The 18,867-nt window shown below is 46.9% G+C and carries 15 protein-coding genes; 1 reads left to right on the top strand and 14 read right to left on the bottom strand.

The features are described 5' to 3' along the window. Positions 1-195 (top strand): hypothetical protein (locus tag HQN88_RS37325; protein WP_216855713.1); only part of this gene is annotated, 195 nt, incomplete at its 5' end. Positions 196-524: 329 nt separating this feature from the next. On the opposite strand, the gene HQN88_RS14745 is transcribed toward HQN88_RS37325, so the two are convergent. The 14 genes from HQN88_RS14745 to HQN88_RS14680 form a co-directional block, all read right to left on the bottom strand. Further along, positions 525-2,975 (bottom strand): carbohydrate binding domain-containing protein, encoded by a 2,451-nt coding sequence (locus tag HQN88_RS14745; protein ID WP_173113100.1) that lies wholly within the window; start codon positions 2,973-2,975, stop codon positions 525-527. A 123-nt stretch (positions 2,976-3,098) separates the two neighbouring features. Then, positions 3,099-4,331 carry a DegT/DnrJ/EryC1/StrS family aminotransferase gene (locus HQN88_RS14740; RefSeq protein ID WP_173113097.1) on the bottom strand — a complete coding sequence of 411 codons (1,233 nt, stop codon included), beginning with the start codon at positions 4,329-4,331 and terminating at the stop codon, positions 3,099-3,101. 20 nt (positions 4,332-4,351) lie between these two features. Next, on the bottom strand, positions 4,352-5,452 hold the full coding sequence (locus HQN88_RS14735) for a neutral/alkaline non-lysosomal ceramidase N-terminal domain-containing protein (RefSeq protein ID WP_173113093.1): 1,101 nt from the start codon (positions 5,450-5,452) through the stop codon (positions 4,352-4,354). Beyond that, positions 5,449-6,378: an N-acetylglucosamine kinase gene (locus tag HQN88_RS14730; RefSeq protein WP_173113090.1), complete on the bottom strand. Its 930-nt coding sequence runs from the start codon at positions 6,376-6,378 to the stop codon at positions 5,449-5,451. The genes HQN88_RS14735 and HQN88_RS14730 overlap by 4 nt, the downstream gene beginning before the upstream one ends. 188 nt (positions 6,379-6,566) lie before the next feature. After that, a complete protein-coding gene (locus HQN88_RS14725) occupies positions 6,567-7,106 on the bottom strand; it encodes a sugar isomerase domain-containing protein (RefSeq protein WP_173113086.1) in 540 nt (179 codons plus the stop codon). Positions 7,107-7,125: 19 nt separating this feature from the next. Beyond that, positions 7,126-8,856: a polysaccharide deacetylase family protein gene (locus HQN88_RS14720; protein WP_173113083.1), complete on the bottom strand. Its 1,731-nt coding sequence runs from the start codon at positions 8,854-8,856 to the stop codon at positions 7,126-7,128. 14 nt (positions 8,857-8,870) lie between these two features. Further along, positions 8,871-9,725, bottom strand: a complete 855-nt coding sequence (locus HQN88_RS14715) for an ABC transporter permease (RefSeq protein ID WP_173113140.1) — start codon at positions 9,723-9,725, stop codon at positions 8,871-8,873. 37 nt (positions 9,726-9,762) lie between these two features. Then, positions 9,763-11,517 carry an NHL repeat-containing protein gene (locus tag HQN88_RS14710; protein ID WP_173113080.1) on the bottom strand — a complete coding sequence of 585 codons (1,755 nt, stop codon included), beginning with the start codon at positions 11,515-11,517 and terminating at the stop codon, positions 9,763-9,765. Between the two features lie 91 nt (positions 11,518-11,608). Continuing rightward, positions 11,609-13,204 carry a type 2 periplasmic-binding domain-containing protein gene (locus HQN88_RS14705; RefSeq protein ID WP_173113077.1) on the bottom strand — a complete coding sequence of 532 codons (1,596 nt, stop codon included), beginning with the start codon at positions 13,202-13,204 and terminating at the stop codon, positions 11,609-11,611. A 64-nt stretch (positions 13,205-13,268) separates the two neighbouring features. After that, a complete protein-coding gene (locus tag HQN88_RS14700) occupies positions 13,269-14,141 on the bottom strand; it encodes a carbohydrate ABC transporter permease (RefSeq protein ID WP_173113074.1) in 873 nt (290 codons plus the stop codon). A gap of 121 nt (positions 14,142-14,262) precedes the next feature. Continuing rightward, on the bottom strand, positions 14,263-15,639 hold the full coding sequence (locus HQN88_RS14695) for an extracellular solute-binding protein (protein ID WP_173113071.1): 1,377 nt from the start codon (positions 15,637-15,639) through the stop codon (positions 14,263-14,265). 170 nt (positions 15,640-15,809) lie between these two features. Further along, positions 15,810-16,574, bottom strand: a complete 765-nt coding sequence (locus HQN88_RS14690; RefSeq protein ID WP_173113069.1) for an MgtC/SapB family protein — start codon at positions 16,572-16,574, stop codon at positions 15,810-15,812. Positions 16,575-16,746: 172 nt separating this feature from the next. Then, the gene (locus HQN88_RS14685) at positions 16,747-18,030 is read right to left on the bottom strand and encodes a CehA/McbA family metallohydrolase (protein WP_173113067.1); all 1,284 of its coding nucleotides are present in this window, start codon (positions 18,028-18,030) and stop codon (positions 16,747-16,749) included. Then, entirely contained in the window at positions 18,027-18,851 is an 825-nt protein-coding gene (locus HQN88_RS14680; protein WP_173113065.1) for an endonuclease/exonuclease/phosphatase family protein, read from the bottom strand. The genes HQN88_RS14685 and HQN88_RS14680 overlap by 4 nt, the downstream gene beginning before the upstream one ends. Between the last annotated feature and the right edge of the window lie 16 nt (positions 18,852-18,867).

The raw sequence follows: 18,867 nt of genomic DNA, 5'->3' as shown, positions 1-18,867 counted from the left end.
CACCGTCTGTTGTTTAAATTCATCATTATACCTTTGCCGCTGTTCACCCAAAATGAACACCTCCTGATAAGATTATTATCCTCATCTCCTAACGAGGTGTCTACTTTTTATTCTAGTTTCATATCTGTAGTTATTTTTGCTGATTCTCTTCAATTGGGAGCATTAGATGGATTTCCTACAGTTAATCTCCGCTAAAATCCACCATACCGCCAATCGTACTCAAATTAGCTGTACTTTTTACATCTATTCACTAAATCCAAAGAAAATCAGTAATATTAGGTGTATTTTTTACATCTATTTGAAAAACTAGCTACTCAATTGCACAAAGAGTGCGGCCCCACGGCACACGATGGATCACCTAACTACTCCTACTCCTACTCCTACTCCTACTCCCTCCCTGCTTCCCAATCAGCATCCACACATCATCACTCCCTTTCTAGATAAGGGGTAAGTTACACGACCCCCAATGCCAAAAAAGAGGAGTTGCCGAAGCAACTCCCCTCCTTACTGGAACTTATCTGCGTTTAATACGCATAGCGAACTAATTCCGTATGCCCACCAGGCAACACGTAGTATAAATTCTCGTAGCCATCTGCGGCTAAGAAATAAGCGCCACTACTGCTGATCGTGGTTACAGCTTTCGTGGAACGATTAATCTTGAACAAATAAGTCCCACGGATGGTGCCATAGACGTAGTTCGGATCCTTCGAAACGGTAAGCAGCGTAGCATCTACCCACGTACCCTCACCATTGTAATCCACATCCGCAAACTTTTCCTGGAAGTAATCAAATGTATTCGTCGTAGGATTGAAGATAAATAAGTAACCTTCAGCCATGCCCCATATTTTACCGTCAACCGAAGTCATGCCTGTAATACCAGTCAATCCGGCAACCGGGAGAGCGTACTCCCCGGTTTTGGTAGCCGTAGCCACATCATAAACGAATAGCTTCGCTTGTGTTTGCGTAGGCGCTAAGCCATTTCCTCCTTTAATGGAAGTCCCGCCGTAGACTTTGCCATTATAATAGGCCAGTGCCGTGACGCTTTGATCGGTGACAATGTCTTTTTTCAGCGTGCGCGTATTAGTAGCCGGGTCATAAATCGTCAATCCCCCCTTCAAGCTGCCATACTCGGCCACATTGCCCATAAATATTTTGCCCCCGCCACTGATCATCTCAACCGGCCGATCCATCCCATCGCTCTTTTGATCAAACAAAAGGGTCGGATTCGTACTCGACCAGCTAAGGGCTGGGTCGAACTTCCATAACTTCGCGCTTCCGTAAGACGCATAATAGGTATACCCATTTAACGCTAAGAAACTGTACGTTTGGAACGGTGCTGCATAGTTTTCGTCAGGATACCCCTCGTTAGCATCTCCCCGCATCGGCGTGTATCTGCCAATTCCACCATCCAAGTACCCACCTGAGTAGATTTTACCGTCGGAGCCGCCGCCAATTTGGTTAATGATCGTCGTAAGCTCCGGCATTCCACTCACATAAGCAATACTTGTATTTCCGGTTTGCAAATTGTACTTGAACAGGCTCATACGACCATCCTTTGAGCCATACACGACAAGCGAATCTCCTGGGAAATTCGTCTGGTCAGCCAACTGTACCCAACCGTATTTATTAGCTCCTAAATCCGCCGCCACACCTAGATTGGTAGAAGTCTTCGCTGTGAGATCATAAGCATACAATTGACCGCCCGATACATAGTATACTTTCCCATTTTGAGCCGGAGATGGCAGTGCTGGAAGCGTTGCATCTAAAGTCGCATTCCCGCTGGCATCAATGCTCATAGCCAATACGGTTCCACTTGGCCGCAATCCGGCGAACAGCTTCCCACCGGTAAAATTCAACTCATAAACAAACGTTTCACTCGCATAGGCTGCGGGCAAAATGTTCGTTTTGGCACCTGTTGTGTTGTCGAACCGCACTAAGTTACCGTTCGTTCCTGTTCCGATATACGTAACATTGGAAGCCGCATCATATGCTAAACTGCGCACATATTCTTCATTCGGCCAGATCGGCTTCGTATTAATCATAGAGAATCCGACGCTCGGCTCATACTTAAAAAATCCTGCGTCCCCGAAACCGCCGCCATATATTTTACCACCTGTGCCGGCCGTTACCGCGTAGATATTCTCGCCGCCTGTATAGGATAAACCGAGATCACTTACAGAAGTAGCCCCTGGTGAATACCGATAAACGTGCCCGTTCGAGTACCCGCCAAAGTAAACTTTGCCGTCGGTCGCCGTTGTTGCTCCCCATGCCCCTAACGCGCCAGGCAGCGGATAATTGGCCACCACCGCATTCGTATCGGCATCGATGATGGACATGACAGCATCACTGCCGGCTGAACCTGAACCCACCGTATAGATCTTGTCTTGGCTCGTGCTAATCCCGAATGTCGTACCAAGGGTGGATGTATGTACCACCTGATTACCCAGCGAAGTAAACTCTTTCGTAATTAACACATCATCCCAGTATGCCGTCGAGGTGGAAGCAATGCCCGAATAGAGAAGAACAGAAACCTTCGCCGTATTGGCTGGTGCTGTGTATTTCACTTGCGTCGTCGTCCATTGATTCGCAGGTGCAGACACGGTTGTAATGCCGTTTCCAACGACCGTACCGCTGCTATTCCAGAATCGCAGATACAGGTCAACGCTGCCACTGACGACAAATACTTTGGCATAAGCTAGGTAAGTCGTCCCAGCTGTCGCATCAAGCTTTCCACTCTCAAGTCCAAGATTGGCTGTCGTACTGGTATCCACAATCTTGGCACTTTGCGTACCTGTGTATGCTTGCTCCGAACTTGCCGTCATGCCTGACGTCCCATACGCTTGTGTCCAGTTTACTGTACCGCTTTCAAAACTGTAGTTCGTAATCAACATATCGGCTGCAGAAGCCGAGAATACCATACTTGCCAATGATACGATAAAGAGCAAAACAACGGCTGCGCTTACCTTTCGTTTCATCCTTCATTACCTCCTCATGGTAATTGAAATGCATAACCTTGCAAGACCTGATACATGACAGGCTTATCTTGGTGATGTGGACAACGAACAGCGGCATCCCCCCTTTCAAGCAGGCGACTTTTCTCATTTTCTCAAATAAAAAGCCGCCACTTTCCGAATCGCTCGAATCATTTCCTCGATGTCCTCAGGGGTGTAAAATTCGCTGATCGACAGACGAATCGCCGTTTGCAGAACCGTTTCAGCGCGAGGACACAAGCCTCTATGATACTCCCTCTGCGTAAGATCGAACGGAAATGAGCTTCTCACGTACGCTTGTTTGGCTGTGAAAAGCGGCTGCATATACACAACATCTGGAATATATCCAGCCGAGTTAGGAATACCTTCTGCTTGTAAAGCCGTGCTAAATTCATCACGTGTACAAGTGAAAGCTTCCAAATCCAGCCGGAACATGTAGAACCAATAGGAAGATACACTCTCCTCTGTGATCATAGGCGGATACAATCCTTGTACATCGTTGATGCCAGCCGTGATCCGATCCCCATACATCGTTCGACGTTCACAAATCCACGGCAATTTCTTTACTTGAGCAATTCCCACTGCACCTTGAAGCTCCGTCATCCGATAGTTCGGTGCCAGATACTGGAGATCACGCGTCACATTGTTGCCCAGTCGTTGGTAGTTTTTATCAGCAAAAGCATGGGCTCGGAAATAATCGTTCTCATCCCCCGTGTTTACAGCTACCATGCCGCCATCTCCAGTGGAGATATGCTTGTAATCATTCGTACTAAAGCAGCCATACGCGCCCATGGTACCCGTTAATTGACCTTTGTAATGTGATAAATAGCTTTGTGCACAATCTTCGATCACGACTAAGTTGTGACGCTTCGCCACCTTGAGTAACGCCGTCATGTCACACGGATTACCCGCAAGATGAACCGCTAGGATTGCTTTGGTACGGGGCGTAATCATAGCCTCCACCGATGTGGGGTCCAAGTTGTAGGTGCGAAGATCCACATCAGCGAAAACAGGAATTGCATTTTGATACAAAATTCCAATCAGTGTCCCCTGATCGGTAATCGGACTCGTAATGACTTCATCGCCTACCGATATGCCTGCTGCTCCGAGCGCAACATGGATGGCCGCCGTTCCAGACGATGTTGCAACCAGGTGTTCGACGCCATATAAGCGGCCAAAATCACTAAGAAACTGCTTCACCTTCTTACCATGATGGTAAAATAATGTGTTCTGCTCCAGAGCACTTAACAGCTCTTGGGCTTCTTCCAGTCCGAATCTACGTCCAGTTCCAAATGGAGTCGTCTTCGTTTGGGGGCCGCCATCAATCGCGAGTCTATTCACTGTATCCCTCCTGTAGCTTCCTATTCCTCCACTGCATATCGGAGAAATAACATGCAATCTTCCTTCGATAATCGGCCTACATCGACTTCATATCCCCCTATTTCCCATGCTTGCTCATCTGGTATGTAACCGATATATCCATTGGCGTATCCAACAATAAGTTGATTGTGCCCCTTCGCTAATTTCGCATAACTGGAAAAAACTTCACCGGGAATCAGCCATAACCGCATTCCACCTAGGTCAATCCACTGTAGATAGACTTGCAGCATCTCACCTGATCTTTGGTCGCGCAGCTGGAACGATTCGTCTTTCACGTACAAATACCGAGACGAGGAAGCAATTGGCTGGCTTGATTGCAAACTGCCAACCAACTGATTCCCTAGCCGTTCTGCTTCCTTTGAATCTGATCCTTTTCGCGTAAATCTGGTGGAGATATCCCCCGCAGCGCCGTTCGCGAATAAAAATATACCGCCGTCATACATGCGTTCCAAAGCAGCAATCGCCGCACCTGGATAATCGGATGAAACGACAACTTCGTCAGGACCAATTACTGTTGGATGACAGGTGAAATGAAGAAATCCACCAAACGTTTCGCAAGAATCAGAGTCATAAACATGCAAGAAATAAACCTCAGCATCTGCCTCCACCGTGGTATCCCGACGATTGGAAGCGAAGTCGCTGCATGTCGATACCGACCACTGCATGGCAGCTTCCCGCATATTCGATAACGCTTGCTGAATAGCAAGCCCAATCCAAGTTACGAGTCTTTCGCAATAGTCTGTTGGAACATGCGCTTCATCTGCTGTCCATAATCCCTTATGCAGCACATTCGGTATGCCATCGATCGCAGCGTGTGTATGTGTCGCGATTAAACTAATCTCACGAGCGGATATGCCGAATTGTTCAGCTGCCAGTTCGCATACCGACTTGCGAAGCGATTGATCCAAGCCAAGCAAATCCAGACTAATCATCGCGAACCGAATACCATTCGATTCCCCTGCCATACAACGCGCATACAGCTTGCTATGTACGCTGTCAGCTTGGCGATTCCGATGTTCATAGCCCCCGAGCGTAACTGGGAGCCTGGGTGTAATGTCCATTTTTCCAAAACCGATTTTCATTGTGCATCACCCATCGCTTGTTTCGCTAGTATAACGGCCCCCTCAACAGGCGTCTGTATCGGGAGTGCTAAGCGCTCAGCCCACGCGCCCAAATAGTTATTAAGCGGCCGAAGAATCATCTCTCCCATGCGAAATACTCCACCTGCATAGGACAACAGAGGAGGTTGTTCCCAGTAAGATTGTTCAATTAACCGATGATAATGGCGGGCCAGTTGCTTGGCTGCATGATCCAGAATACGGAGTGAGACAGGATCCTTCTCCAGTGCGCACATCCCGACCACTTCAGCTAGAGCAGCAATCTGCTTTCTGGACATGACGCTATATACTTTTTCAATCAACGTTGCTTCGTTGTGAAAAGATAACCGTTGTTGGAGCCGCTCCCTCAACAGAGTCGACTCCCCCCTGCCATCCAAGTCCATGGCAACGGCCTGAAGGGCATCTCTTCCCATCGCGTACCCGCTTCCCTCGTCGCCGAAGATCGGACCAAATCCCCCACAACGTCTGAAGCTCCCCTCTTCATCCAACGAATAGGCCACTGATCCAGTCCCTGCTACAACGATTACCCCCGGCTCCCCATTCAATGCGCCAGTTAATGCAATTCGTCCATCGGTTACCCCTTGAATCCGCGCTTGAGGAAAGCAGACAACCAGCTCACTCACGGCCCAATCGGGCTCCGCATCACTGAAATTGGAAGGAGATCCGAGGCAAATGTGCTGGAGGACCCCCTTGTTTCGTTGAACATATGTCGCCATGTCCCTTATAATTTCTTGCAGATGTGACTTGGCTACGGCGATATCATCGGTCAAAGCATTGATACCACCGCTTAGAAACCGTTGAGATGCCCCCGTACTTATGTCTACGAGCAGCGCTTCCGTCTTGGATCCGCCACCGTCAATGCCTGCGACATAGGTTCTTATCTCACTCATTTCGCGTTACTCCCTCCTGCAGGAGGCTTCTGAGTTAATTGAGCGTTGTGCGCATCGCCTCTGGAGAGGTTTGCACTGATGTAAACTGGCGGTGCGAACCCTTGAGTCAAACAGTTCCTGACCGTCTGTACAATGATGGCATTCAAGATAAATGCGCCAATAATTGTTGACGTAGGCCCAATATACTGCTACAAATCATCCACGTAGACAGAAGCATCTCCAACAACTCCGCAGTTATCGATCACAATCTCGGCTATCTCATAGACTTTCATATGGCTGGAATGCCTTGGCGGCTCCTGCATGGATTGTTTGAGATTGGTTATCGTAATCACGGTTGCCCCGCGTTCTTTGGCTCCCAGTGCCATCTCCACTGGAACCGCATTGATACCCGAATTTGAAGCTACGATGAGTACATCGCCCCGTACCACCTGATAGGTATCTAATAGAACAGAAGCATAGCCTTCGAGCCTTTCCAGCTTTGTGCTTTTCGGCCCGCCTTCATGCAGCATTAATCCACTTTCCAGAATCGGAATAATGTCCTTGAGTCCACCTGCACGATAAAAGGCTTCCTCCGCTAACATGTGGGAGTGCCCCGTACCGAAAATATAAACCTTTCGACTGGCTACCAACGTATTGGCTAACACCTCAGAAGCCTGCTTCATGGCATCGGTCTGTGTCAGCATGACGGAGGATAAGATGCTTTGAACATGGGTCATGAATGTGTCCATCGTATTGGAATCCTCCTCGTTATACACGAACCATGCCGACTTGAACTTGTTTGTGACAGTCATGGCCATATCGCTTAACAATGGAACTACTTGATACTTCCCTGTTTGAAGCAGTTATTGGCACACAAATGACCATCTCTGGACTTGCACCTTCTACGATAAGCTCGCCTGCAGCACCAACTCCCTGAATGACCGCCAGGCGTCTCTTACGTTCCCAAGCATTAATCTCCTCACTTGTCATGCACGCAAAGCCACGCTTATCCGCTTCTTTCATTAATGTACGAAAAGATTCACGAACGAGGGGCTGTGCTTCGATGTGCAGTTGATGCACGAGGAAGTGTGCAACACCGCGCACGCTAGCTACTTCGTCAAGAAATGGCGTGATGATTGAGCTATCCGCCCAGCCTTTCAAATCCATATCCTGCGTAAGGAAGCCCAGCTCTAGCACATTGTAGAGGCGATTCTGATCTTGACTCCAGGCCATAGGAAAATAGGGATGACACGTGCCAAAAGCAAAACCAACATTACCAGGCTTGCTCGGCCCGCGCGTCTGGTCCATTTCAATTCCATTTTGTTCACACCACTCAAACAGTTCGCCCCAACCTTCGAATCGGGTATAGTGATTTTTATTCGTAATCACAGAAGTCAGTTTAGCCGAGCGTTTCAACGCTTGAAGTTGCCTAGCAAATTCAGCCTTATTCCACGTCTTGCCTTCCATCGCATTCGCGCTTCGTTGTGAATCCAGCGCATTATAATGGAAAGCAAGTTCATGCCCATCCTCTTTAATTTGACGATATACGTCCTCGGAATACCCGGGCTCCAACATACACCATGTCGAGCGTACACCTAATTCCCGTAGCAGCTCTAATGCTGCAGTTGCTTGCGAATTGAGATTTCCATCACTATCATGGGAAATAGTCAGCACGTAATCGATACCATCTGGCCACACATCAACGAAGGGTAACGTCTTCCCGAGCGCCAAAGCTGAACCGATTAAACGCGAGATAACGGCTTCTCGCCAAAGGTCTGCATAAGGCTTAGCAAAGTACTTGCCACCTGTTTGCGTCGTCTGACGATCATACTCCCAGTGGAGTGCGCATCCATCGTCTGCTTTCAGGATCCCTTCATCCACATTACCTGTTCCATCTGCAGCAGGCACGCCATCGCCTAAGACAGGTGCCTCGCCTTGTTGCAGGCTGACAACCGTCGTAGGAACGTCAACACCCCAGCGTTCAATTACACCTTGCCCTATGGAGAATTGGAGAAACAGATAACCTGCCTCTTTCCCGTCACGTGTATAGGACTTAATCGAACCACTCGCCTCTGACAGCGAATCCGCATCTACGATTGTCCAAGGATTAGCACCGATGAACCGCAGTTGATCGTCCACAGCCCCCTGCTCCTTAGGCACTGCCCCATTCGCGTAACCTACTGGCAAATAAGGGGTTCGCAGACAGCCAAGTCTTTTCGCCCATTTATTCAGCCCACCGAAAGAAATCAAGCGCCCCCCATTCCATACGTAATTCCATAATTCCTCATCGTCTGGATGAATCTCTTCATTCAGATTCGTTTCAATGAGAATATCAAATGAAGCAAGCGATTTCGCGGTTGTTACTTGCACCCATTCGTAGGGAATCCCTGCGTGAGAAAGGATTTCTGCGATATAACTGCCATAGCAGTTGAGTCCATAGCTTCGTCTGCGCTGGGCCGCAGAATCATCCTTGAGGATACCTAGCCTCACCATGTTCATCTATGTGTTCCCTCCTAATAAATCCCCTGTTCGCCGTACTTTTTAGCTATCCGATTCGCTCCAAGTACGAGAATACAGCCGATAACTCCTTTAAATACGCCAACAGCTGTTGCAAAGCTATAATTGGATTGGTCAATTCCTTTATAGTACACATACGTATCCAGCACTTCAGCAATCTCTTTATTGTAGGCATTCCGCATCAAGAACAGCTGCTCAAAACCGCTATCCATCACATGTCCTAATCGGATAATTAATAAAATGATGATCGTGCTGCGTATGCCTGGCAACGTGACATGCCAAATTTTGCGCCAGCGATTCGCTCCATCCATCGTCGACGCTTCATAGAGATCCGGATTAATGCCAGCGAGAGCGGCAAGAAACAGAATGGTCCCCCAGCCTACCTCTTTCCAAATCACTTGCAATACAATGAGCGGCCTGAAGAAATGCGGGTTCGAAAGAAAACCGATCGGCTCTGTTTGATGGAAATATACTTCCAGTACATTGTTAATGAGCCCTTCACCACGCAGGAAAATAATGAAGATCCCCACAACAAATACCCATGATAAAAAGTGCGGCAAATACACAATCGTTTGTACAAATCGCTTAAACAGTTCATTGCGGAGCTCATTCAAGAGTATGGCTAGTAGGATCGGTGCTGGAAAGGCGAAAGCGATCTGCATGACGGACAGCACTAACGTATTCCACATCACCTTCATTAATTCACTTTCAGCAAATAAGGCACGAAATTGATCTAATCCTACCCATGGGCTTTTCAGAAAGCCTAGGAAAGGGCTGTACTCTTGAAAAGCAATCACGATACCTGCCATAGGGAGATACTTATAGATGATAAAATATAAAATGCCAGGCATCGCAAGCAGGAAGAGATAGCGATCTTTATACAGTCTTCTACGTAATGATGGCGTCAACTGAGGCGTCCCTCCCTATCGTGTTCGTGTTCCTAAAACTATACAAGGTATCTCCCACGGCAAAATACAGTTCACCCGTCGAAGCTCGGGCTGCCGCCCTTACTCTACCTGGCAGCTGCTCTTTTCTTACAATCTGTGTCGAATGTTCATCGAACCAAACCGCTTCATTCCCGATAAACGCTATCATGGTCCCCTCTGTCCCTTGGAGGAGCCAGCTGCATGGCTCAGTAGTTGGAATGCGTTGGACAAACGCCATCGTGTTCGGATCAAAGAGATGAAGGGATGTCCCCGCTTGAATAAACACGTATAACTTTCCGGCTGCAATCGCATTGCCTGTTTGCTCATCTTCCACAAATGCGGTTTGATGCACGATACCCACCCCAGGCTTCCAGACACCGAATCCACAAGCTACTTCACGAGATGGAAGTCCACTCGCACCGCCATTTGTCGTCAAATAAACATAGTGATCATCGGCCGCCAGTCCGCAAATTTGCTGACCATTGTTCAGTGGTTCGGGCCAAATGTGCACATCCTGGGTATCTGGATCTATACGACTTATCGCGCCGCCGTATTGCCCATATTTGGCCGACCATCCCGTCCAGACGCCGCCATCCGGACCTAGCACACTGCGTCCCTCCGGTCTGATATACGCTGGTGAAGCAGCTGTTAACATCCTGGGATTGCGATTATTTAATTGATCCCAAGGTTGCTCAGGATTATATATAAGATGATCTCCACCCACATAGGCGGATAAATACAATCGCTCACCAACAGTTACCATCCCATACACTTCTCCACCGGCGTTGCAGACAGTAGCTGAATTCCAAGCTTCATCTCGTACAGAATCATAGCGGAATATCGTTTGACCAAAGCCACTGGACCCCCATACCTGACCGTTTGCATCCGTCATTAAGGTAAATATTCGGGTAGGTGTTGGATCTGAAGGTATTCGCTGTAGCTCAGGAACATCTGATAGACCTTCGAGGATAAAATAATCTTGCCCGCGAACGCCAGCATACCGACCATTCGCTAAAGCTATGACCGAGCATGATTGACCATTGGGCAGCGTAATCTCATTGATACGCAAACACGCCGGATCCAGATCAGGAATGCGTTGGAAGGAAGCAGCGTCATACCATAACCGTTCTGTTCCTTTTTCTAAACAAATGAAAGAGCTATTCGCTTCCCGTACCGTATAACCAGGCGCATCCACGGATTGAAACTCGCCCTTTTGCATATCGTAGGCCATTAAGAAAGACTCACTGAAACCACCAGCGACGAAGATTGTTCCCGGAAGCCCTCCATAAACGGGACGACTGTAATGATTGGCTGGATTATCCGACACTCTCCCCAGATTGTGCAGTTCATGAGTGATCGGATCATATCTCAGCAACCGGCATCCCGGCCAACTTCCGCCATAGACGTTCCCATCTGAACCTAGTGTCAGATCCCAGAAATATTTTTCATCTGGATCAGATAACGGCGGCGCCCATTCGCGCGTTTGCAAATCTAGGCAATGGAGATAAGCGTGATTGGGACAGGTCCCCACGATCAGTTTTTGATCGAACCAATTCACGAGCCCCCATGCCCCTTCATCTCCTGGTAACGGAATGACCTCATACGCATGACTCTTCGTATCGACAAGAATAAGTGACCCTGTTCCTCCAGCTACAAAGTTGGAGAGAACCAGCTTCTCCCTTCCATCCAGCGGATCGATCATGACCGTTTTAGCCAAAATATTAAAGTTCCTACAAGGACGACCCAGGTTTGTATACACAGCTTTCCCCCCAATTGGTAGATGGTAGAACATGTGAGACAGGTCTTACTTACTGCCAGGCTTCTTTGGCATCTTTCATTTTAATACCCGCATTTATTTCCGTAATCATGGCTTCGCCGCCTTTGGTTTTCCATTCTTCAACTAATTTGCTCCAGTCTGAAACAGGACGAACGCCAGCTATCATTTTCGATTGCTCGTCGAGAAGATATTTTTTCATTTCCGCGCCTTTCGCAATTTCTGTTGGTGAAATAACTGCGTAGTTCGGGCTTTGGTAAAATTTTAATTGTGTATACTGCTTGGAAATCGCCGCAGTCAATTCTTTCAACTGAGGAAGTTTATACATGGCTGGATAGTCTACATCCGTATCCTTTGACGGAACCATAACACCATCAAGCAGATATGTTGCCGGCACAAGCCCTTGCGTGATCGATGCTGGCTTCGCAACTCCAATCCCATCGGTAAGATCATAACCTTCACCAAGTCCACCGTATAAGAAATCGAAATCTTTATTTTTATCATTCTTTTGGTCATTCGGATAAAAGTTACGGGAGAAGTCCAACATGCTAAGAATACGTTTAACCTTATCTGGATCTTTACCTGCTTGTGCGGAAATAACTGTCATATTGGCGAATCCACGGCTTGCTGTAAAACCTTTGGAGCCATCGGGTGCTGTAAAGGCATCTAATGGAAGGAACTGTGCTTTCGGTTCAATCTTCAGCAGTCCGTCCATATATTGCTCCGACATTCCGCGTGGACTACCAATGAAAATCCCCGCTTTGCCTGAATAAAACTCCTTGTTCGTCGCTGCCCAATCCAGGGTTATGAAGTCTTTGGTCATCGCTCCTTCTTTATAGAGGTCCGCAAACCATTGAATCATCTCCTTACGCGCATTCGATACAATGCCAGGAATAAAGCGGTTCTTATCGTCTTTGTGGTACCAAGCATCTGGATCCCAATACGCGCCCATCGGAATCGGCCAGTTAATGTCTTTCCCTATTGCGAGTCCGTATGTATCGTTTTTACCGTTTTTATCTGGATCATTCTTCGTAAAAGCTAGCGCAATTTGCTTGAGCTCCTCATAGGAAGTCGGAGCTTTCAGACCTAAGCTGTCCAGCCAATCTTTGCGCACGACAACCGTGAAACCAAATTTCGGATTATAGCCTGGAATCGCATATACTTTGCCATTCACTCGGAACTGATCCCAGACGTAGTCAGGTACTAGTTTCAAAGATGGATAGTTTTTGATGTACTCATCTAAGGCTAGAAATGCGCCTTGCTTGGCAAATTTGCTGTATTTATCTGTTAATTCACCCGAAGGCAGTAAGGTTGCATCAGCTAGGCTGCCAGAAGCTAACGTGACATTTAATTTCTCTGTGTAGGAGCCGCTTGGTACTAACGCTGCTTGGTAGTCAACGTTAAACTTGTCGTTTATCTTCTGCACTGCTTTGGCATTTTGCGGCGGGACATCCCCATTAATAGACTTCATCGTTGTGATCGTAATTTTTTTAGCCGCTGGACTGTTCGTCGTTGGTGTGGTTGCTTTCGGTGATGATGATGGCGTTGACGCCCCGTTGGAGGTGCAGGCAGTTGCCGCAAGTGAAACACTTGAAGCCATTAACACGACTAATAACTTTTTACGATTCATTGGTCACGTCCCCTTTTTAGTTAAAACCTGTGCATACATTTCCTTATCCCTGTTCAAAAGGAAGCTATCCTTTCACAGAACCGAGCATGACACCTTTTGCAAAATGCTTTTGCAGAAACGGATAAACTAGCAGGATCGGCAGCGTTGCAACCAAGATAGCCGCCATTTGAATGGTCTCTGGCGGAGGTGGATTTTCAACCATCGCGAGATCCATTCCCGTTAACGCTTTGGAATCGCTTTGTACAACAAGTTGACGTAAGATAACCTGAATGGGCCAATAAAAAGGATTATTTATGTAGAGGATGCCTGTGAAGTAGTTATTCCAATGGGTGACTGCGTAGAATAAGCAAAATGCGGCTAAAGCTGGCTTGGAAAGAGGTAATACGATTTTGCGGAAGATCGTCAGATCATTTGCACCATCGATGACGGCTGCTTCATTCAACTCATTGGGAATGTTGAGGAAAAACTGACGCACCACAATGAGATTAAACGGGGCAATTGCGACTGGCAGAATTAACGACCATATCGAGTCTAGAAGTCCAGTTGCCTTCACGATAAGATACGTTGGAATAATGCCTGCAGAAAACAATAAAGTGATAAGGATAAGCAGCAGCATCAGCTTCTGACCGTAGATGTTTCTAGTCAACGCATAAGCAAATGTACAAGTGAACAATAAATTGATTACAGTACCGATAATCGTAACAAGAATCGTGATCCACATGGCATGAATAAAGGTTTCGGAGCCTAAAATATAGCGATATGCATCCGCCACCCATACACGTGGAAAAAGCAGCACTTCACTGTGTAAATATTGTTCCAGTGTTGTGAATGAAACCGAGAAGATGTAGAAAAACGGAAATAACATCGTCATCGAGATCCCGGCAAGCACAATAACATTCATCCAGTCGAAGATCCGACTCGACATCGGACGTCTCATGTAATCCCCCTTTCCAATTTACATGCAATTTATATTTGTGTTGTTACTTAATAAATTACAGGACTTCATCCACGTTGTCAACACAAATATAAATCGGATATAAACTGCTATCTATACTGACTTAGGTAAGAATTTCTGTTAAGCGTTGATTTAACGTATCCTCATCTTCGAGCATAGACCAATTGAGCTGTGCAGCCTCCATGATTTTATCCAACTTCTCCGATGACAGCCCCATCTCCATGACTGACGTATACGTAGGGACGATATCGCGATACATCGTATATCGACTGAACGCCATGTCAGCCCCTTCTAATTCTGCCGCACTGCGAAGAGCTGGAATACTCGTTGTCTGCATCCTTAAGCCAATTTGAGATTCATACGAAGTAAAAAATTGCGCGAGCAGCGCCGCTTCGTCTTTGTTCTGCGAACGATTCGATATCGCGATACCGAACGTAATGAGCAGTGTTTTCGCTTCTTTCCCACGGGGAATCGGCGCAATATCAAAGTCAACTCCTTGCAGGTTCAGCAATCGATTGAGATGAAAGTACGAGGTAATGATCATGGATAACTTTCCCTGTGCGAATAAAGCTTCAGGTGTTAATGGCAAAGGCGCATTGGCTAAAAAATGCGGAAACATCATCGGCCCATCTAAGACTCGTCGATACTCATTCAGACCATCCTTGATTTGCTCCACACATTGCGAAATGGATCCTTCCTTGCCGCGCGGCGCTTCAACACCGTTTTGCATCAAAAATAAAGGCCACCGATTTCGTGATCTGGTATAAAAATAGAAACCATACCTTGTATTCGCCTGAGTCAAAAGCTTCGCGTGCTCCGCTAGATCCGACCATGTCCAGCTTGAATCTGGCATAGGAAGCGACATTTCCCGAAAGTGTGATTTGTTATAACAAAGAACAAGCGGCGAGAACGAAAATGGCGCAGCATATACGTGACCTTCCTGGCTAAAACTTTGCGATAGCATACGATATTGTCCTTCAATAGGGGCTGTCGTTGCAAAATAGGAAGCTGCTTCACGATCGGCAGTTAAGCTGTAAAATACCGAATCGCTGAGCAGCGTGACATCGACTTGCCCTTCCTGTAAACGCGAGCGCAAGATGGACGTGTAGTCGCCGCCGCTTTCCGCAATTCGTACAATTTCAATATGCGGGTATCGCAACTCAAATTGGTCTAGCAAGGTTGAGATTTGAACCGATTCTTCCAAATCAGCTGGATAAAGAAAACGAATTTGGCAGGTATGCTGCTTGAACCGTTCAATGACCTGGTTACCCACAGACGGTATCTTCGTAATATAGCCTTCCTCAACCAGTATTTGCAGCCCTTTGCGGACAGAAAGATTGCTTAGATCGAACTTTTTAGACAAATCTATTTCACTGGGTAAAAAGTCACCGGACTGCAGTGTACCCTGCATGATTTCTTTTCGAAGTGTGCCAACCATCTCATTTAAACGCTCTCGGAATGATTTACGACCCTTAACCAAGATGACTCCCCCTCACCAATTTATATCCAATTTAAATTCGCTTGTTATTGTGTATTATTTTACCATGAGTGTTATTCGTTGTACATCAGTGGCTAGTAAACAAAAAAACAGAGCCCGTTATTCACGGCACTCTGTTTCTATAACTTCAAAGGTATGTTCATAGGAATGTACTACGTACTCACCGGTTTTATTGCTCGCTTGATCGGAAGTCCTTCCAACCAAGGAGAATCGGCTGATAACACATATTCGGATCGATGTATTTCATCCAGTGCGGCAAGGAGCTTCCCTTTCTCCGGTGCCTTCATCGTAAAACAAAGCTGCATCGTAGGTTTCTGGTGGCTATTACCCGTAATTTCAACATCAGGGATCATTTTCATCTTCATGATTTGGATGCCTTGATCTCCCAATGCGGATGCGATCTTGCCTAGTACGCCTGGATGATCAAGTACTTTAACGGTAATCTCATGGACACGACGATTTCTTAGCAGGTATTTCTCCCATTTGTTCAATAATAGTAAACTAACTAATGCCAAGAAGGTGCACAACACAGCCACAAAGAAAAAGCCAGCTCCGACACATAGTCCAACAGCAGCAACAACCCATACGGAAGCAGCCGTGGTGAGCCCACTGACGACAGAACCATTTCTCAGAATGGCTCCCGCTCCAAGGAAACCAATACCGCTGATGACCTGCGCTGCTAGTCTTGCTGGATCCGCTCGCACATTCGATTCATTAACGAATTCCGAGAAACCATAAATGGATAGCAGCATGATGGTGGTAGAACCCAAACAAACTAAAATATGCGTTCGAAATCCAGCAGCATGGTTACTCCATTCCCGCTCTAATCCAATTAGTCCCCCCAGCAGTGTAGCTATCAACATCCGAATCAATAGATCTAAGTGAGAAATATGCCAAACACTGGAAATTGCCGTCATAACCTTCCCCATCCTCCCTTAATCATTTTCAGCTCGATGTAACGACTCTTGATTTCCTTACGTGAAACAGTGCCCCTGGATGCACGAAGCGCCAGGGGCAAGGTGTGCCGTTTTATACGATTAGTGTCCTCAAATCCCATACCATCATCAGTCTAACTGTCCATTCGTTTCTTCACTTGTCAAAATAAATAGGATTCGTCAAAGCAGCCATCAACGTCATGTTGACCTCTTGGAAATGCCGCCACACTTCAACACGCACAAATATTGTGCCCTCTGCGTCGATTTGAATCGCAAGACCGCCATCCGTCGATACTTCAACTTCCTTTTCCAAGCCGCGATTGCTAATTAATTTCACTATATCCCCGATCTTCAAATCCTCAGCTTGGAAAGAAACCACATGGTTATTCTCCCCGACAGGAACCACATCACCAACCATATACGCACCACATTTGAGCTGTACAAAAGGTCCTTCCGGCGCATATGTAATGGCTACATGCCCCTTGTCGATTGCACTTAAAATACCACCCACAGTTTTCTCAGAAGCATAGACCCAGGTACAAGGCATGGCGTGCTTCACGTAAGGATCCGGGCGATGTGTATCACTGCCGCCAACGGCTACTAACCTTCTGCCCGAGACCAATTGATCATGCCACCATTGCATCGCTCTTGCATTCCGATCTGCAAACGGCCCATTCCACACTTCTACCCAATCATGATCAACATTGAAATCCCATTCCCATGGACAAAACTCGCAATGCGGGTGATTGATGACGATTTTCGCACCATTGGCACGTGCTTCAGCAATCTTAGTCTCGACATCTTCCTGACCTTTCACTCGAAAATCAAGGATGGGATCACCGACTCCAAGAAAATTACTATGTCCGAAGTTCGTTGTAAACTCCATCCCAGGTATCATGAGAACATTCGTGTTTCGCGGATACGTCAGATTTTGGCTGACGGTATTATGATCCGTCATAGCGATAAAATCGCATCCAAGCTCTTCCATAATGGCTGCATTTTCTTCTAGCGTAAACGTACCGTCACTATTCACGCTGTGTGTGTGCAGATCTCCCTTAAGCCAACGAGGCGTTTTAAACAAGAATTGGATGGTAACGTGAACTGAACAACCTTCGTTCGGCACCTTGTAGGCGTTATGCAATACCGCCCAGTTACCCGGCATGAAGTCGCCAGACATGTAGCCTGGCGTAGCTTTTTCAAGTCCAACACGAAACTGCTTGCGCGCGCCTCCACTCCAACCTCTCACTCTCCGCGTATCCCTCAGACCCAGGTCAATGACTGCCTTCTGTATCCCATGTGATTCAATTGAATACGATACCACTAACTCCTCAACGTGCTCAGGCATTTCAAACGGTACTTCGATATAAGCACTTTGCTCGGAATGGGCAATTTCGCGCGTAATTGTCATAACGGAACGGTTTCTATCTTCAGGTTTCATCGCTTATCTCCTTGATTGGCGCCGTTTAAGGTGAGGCGCACAGCTGCAATAATGGGGTAATGATCGGAAGGGTAACCCCCTCCAATTTGCCTTCTATCGATGATCGTTTCCAACAGTTCTACCTCAGGTGATACGAATATATAATCAATAGGCGCTTCATCTGATCCCCCATTGAAATCGTGCGCAGTTCGACCGATCTCTCCTTCTAGAAGGGAATATGCGTCCATTAACCATCCTTTCGGTCCTTCTTCCTTCGACTCCCCGCTTAAATAACGGATCGTAGCATTGTTCGGATGACTATTCATGTCTCCCATAAGGATAACCGGAAGTGGTTGGTCAATTTGATGCTTGGCTATGTAATTCCAAATTACCTTCACGCCATGTTCTCTTGCTTCCTGGCTGCGGTGGTCCAGATGTGTGTTGTAGACAACAAATACTCTCTGGCTATTCTTGTCTATGAATCGAGCCCACGTACACATTCTTGGGTACATGCTGTCCCAGCTTTTCGTTGCGACAACTTCTGGTGTATCGGATAGCCAGAAATGCCCTTCTTCAACAATTTCAAGCTGATCTTTTTTATAAAAAATAGCATTATGTTCATCTTCGTGTTCGCCAAACCGACCTGTACCGATCCAATTGTAGGCTGGCAGCTCTTCATGAAGCTCCTTCAGCATGTCATAATAGCCTTCTTGTGTACCGAAAAGTATAGGGGCGTGTTCTTGGATCGTTTGAGAAACACGCTTAACGCGATAAGGCCATGCATTGTCCCCATCCTTTGGCTCGTTGTATCGTAAATTGAAAGTCATGACCTTCCCTATCATCTCATTGCACCTCTTT

Source organism: Paenibacillus qinlingensis (genome assembly GCF_013204845.1).
Lineage (GTDB): Bacteria > Bacillota > Bacilli > Paenibacillales > NBRC-103111 > Paenibacillus_E > Paenibacillus_E qinlingensis.
Note: the sequence above shows the minus strand (reverse complement) of the source record. Positions and strands in the feature narration are given on the sequence as shown.

Excerpts from the sequence above, each read along its gene's own strand:
- HQN88_RS14745 (WP_173113100.1), bottom strand. The coding sequence starts at position 2,975 with ATGAAACGAAAGGTAAGCGCAGCCGTTGTTTTGCTCTTTATCGTATCA.
- HQN88_RS14735 (WP_173113093.1), bottom strand. The coding sequence starts at position 5,452 with ATGAAAATCGGTTTTGGAAAAATGGACATTACACCCAGGCTCCCAGTT.
- HQN88_RS14730 (WP_173113090.1), bottom strand. The coding sequence starts at position 6,378 with ATGAGTGAGATAAGAACCTATGTCGCAGGCATTGACGGTGGCGGATCC.
- HQN88_RS14725 (WP_173113086.1), bottom strand. The coding sequence starts at position 7,106 with ATGGACACATTCATGACCCATGTTCAAAGCATCTTATCCTCCGTCATG.
- HQN88_RS14720 (WP_173113083.1), bottom strand. The coding sequence starts at position 8,856 with ATGAACATGGTGAGGCTAGGTATCCTCAAGGATGATTCTGCGGCCCAG.
- HQN88_RS14715 (WP_173113140.1), bottom strand. The coding sequence starts at position 9,725 with ATGCCTGGCATTTTATATTTTATCATCTATAAGTATCTCCCTATGGCA.
- HQN88_RS14705 (WP_173113077.1), bottom strand. The coding sequence starts at position 13,204 with ATGAATCGTAAAAAGTTATTAGTCGTGTTAATGGCTTCAAGTGTTTCA.
- HQN88_RS14700 (WP_173113074.1), bottom strand. The coding sequence starts at position 14,141 with ATGAGACGTCCGATGTCGAGTCGGATCTTCGACTGGATGAATGTTATT.
- HQN88_RS14690 (WP_173113069.1), bottom strand. The coding sequence starts at position 16,574 with ATGACGGCAATTTCCAGTGTTTGGCATATTTCTCACTTAGATCTATTG.
- HQN88_RS14685 (WP_173113067.1), bottom strand. The coding sequence starts at position 18,030 with ATGAAACCTGAAGATAGAAACCGTTCCGTTATGACAATTACGCGCGAA.
- HQN88_RS14680 (WP_173113065.1), bottom strand. The coding sequence starts at position 18,851 with ATGATAGGGAAGGTCATGACTTTCAATTTACGATACAACGAGCCAAAG.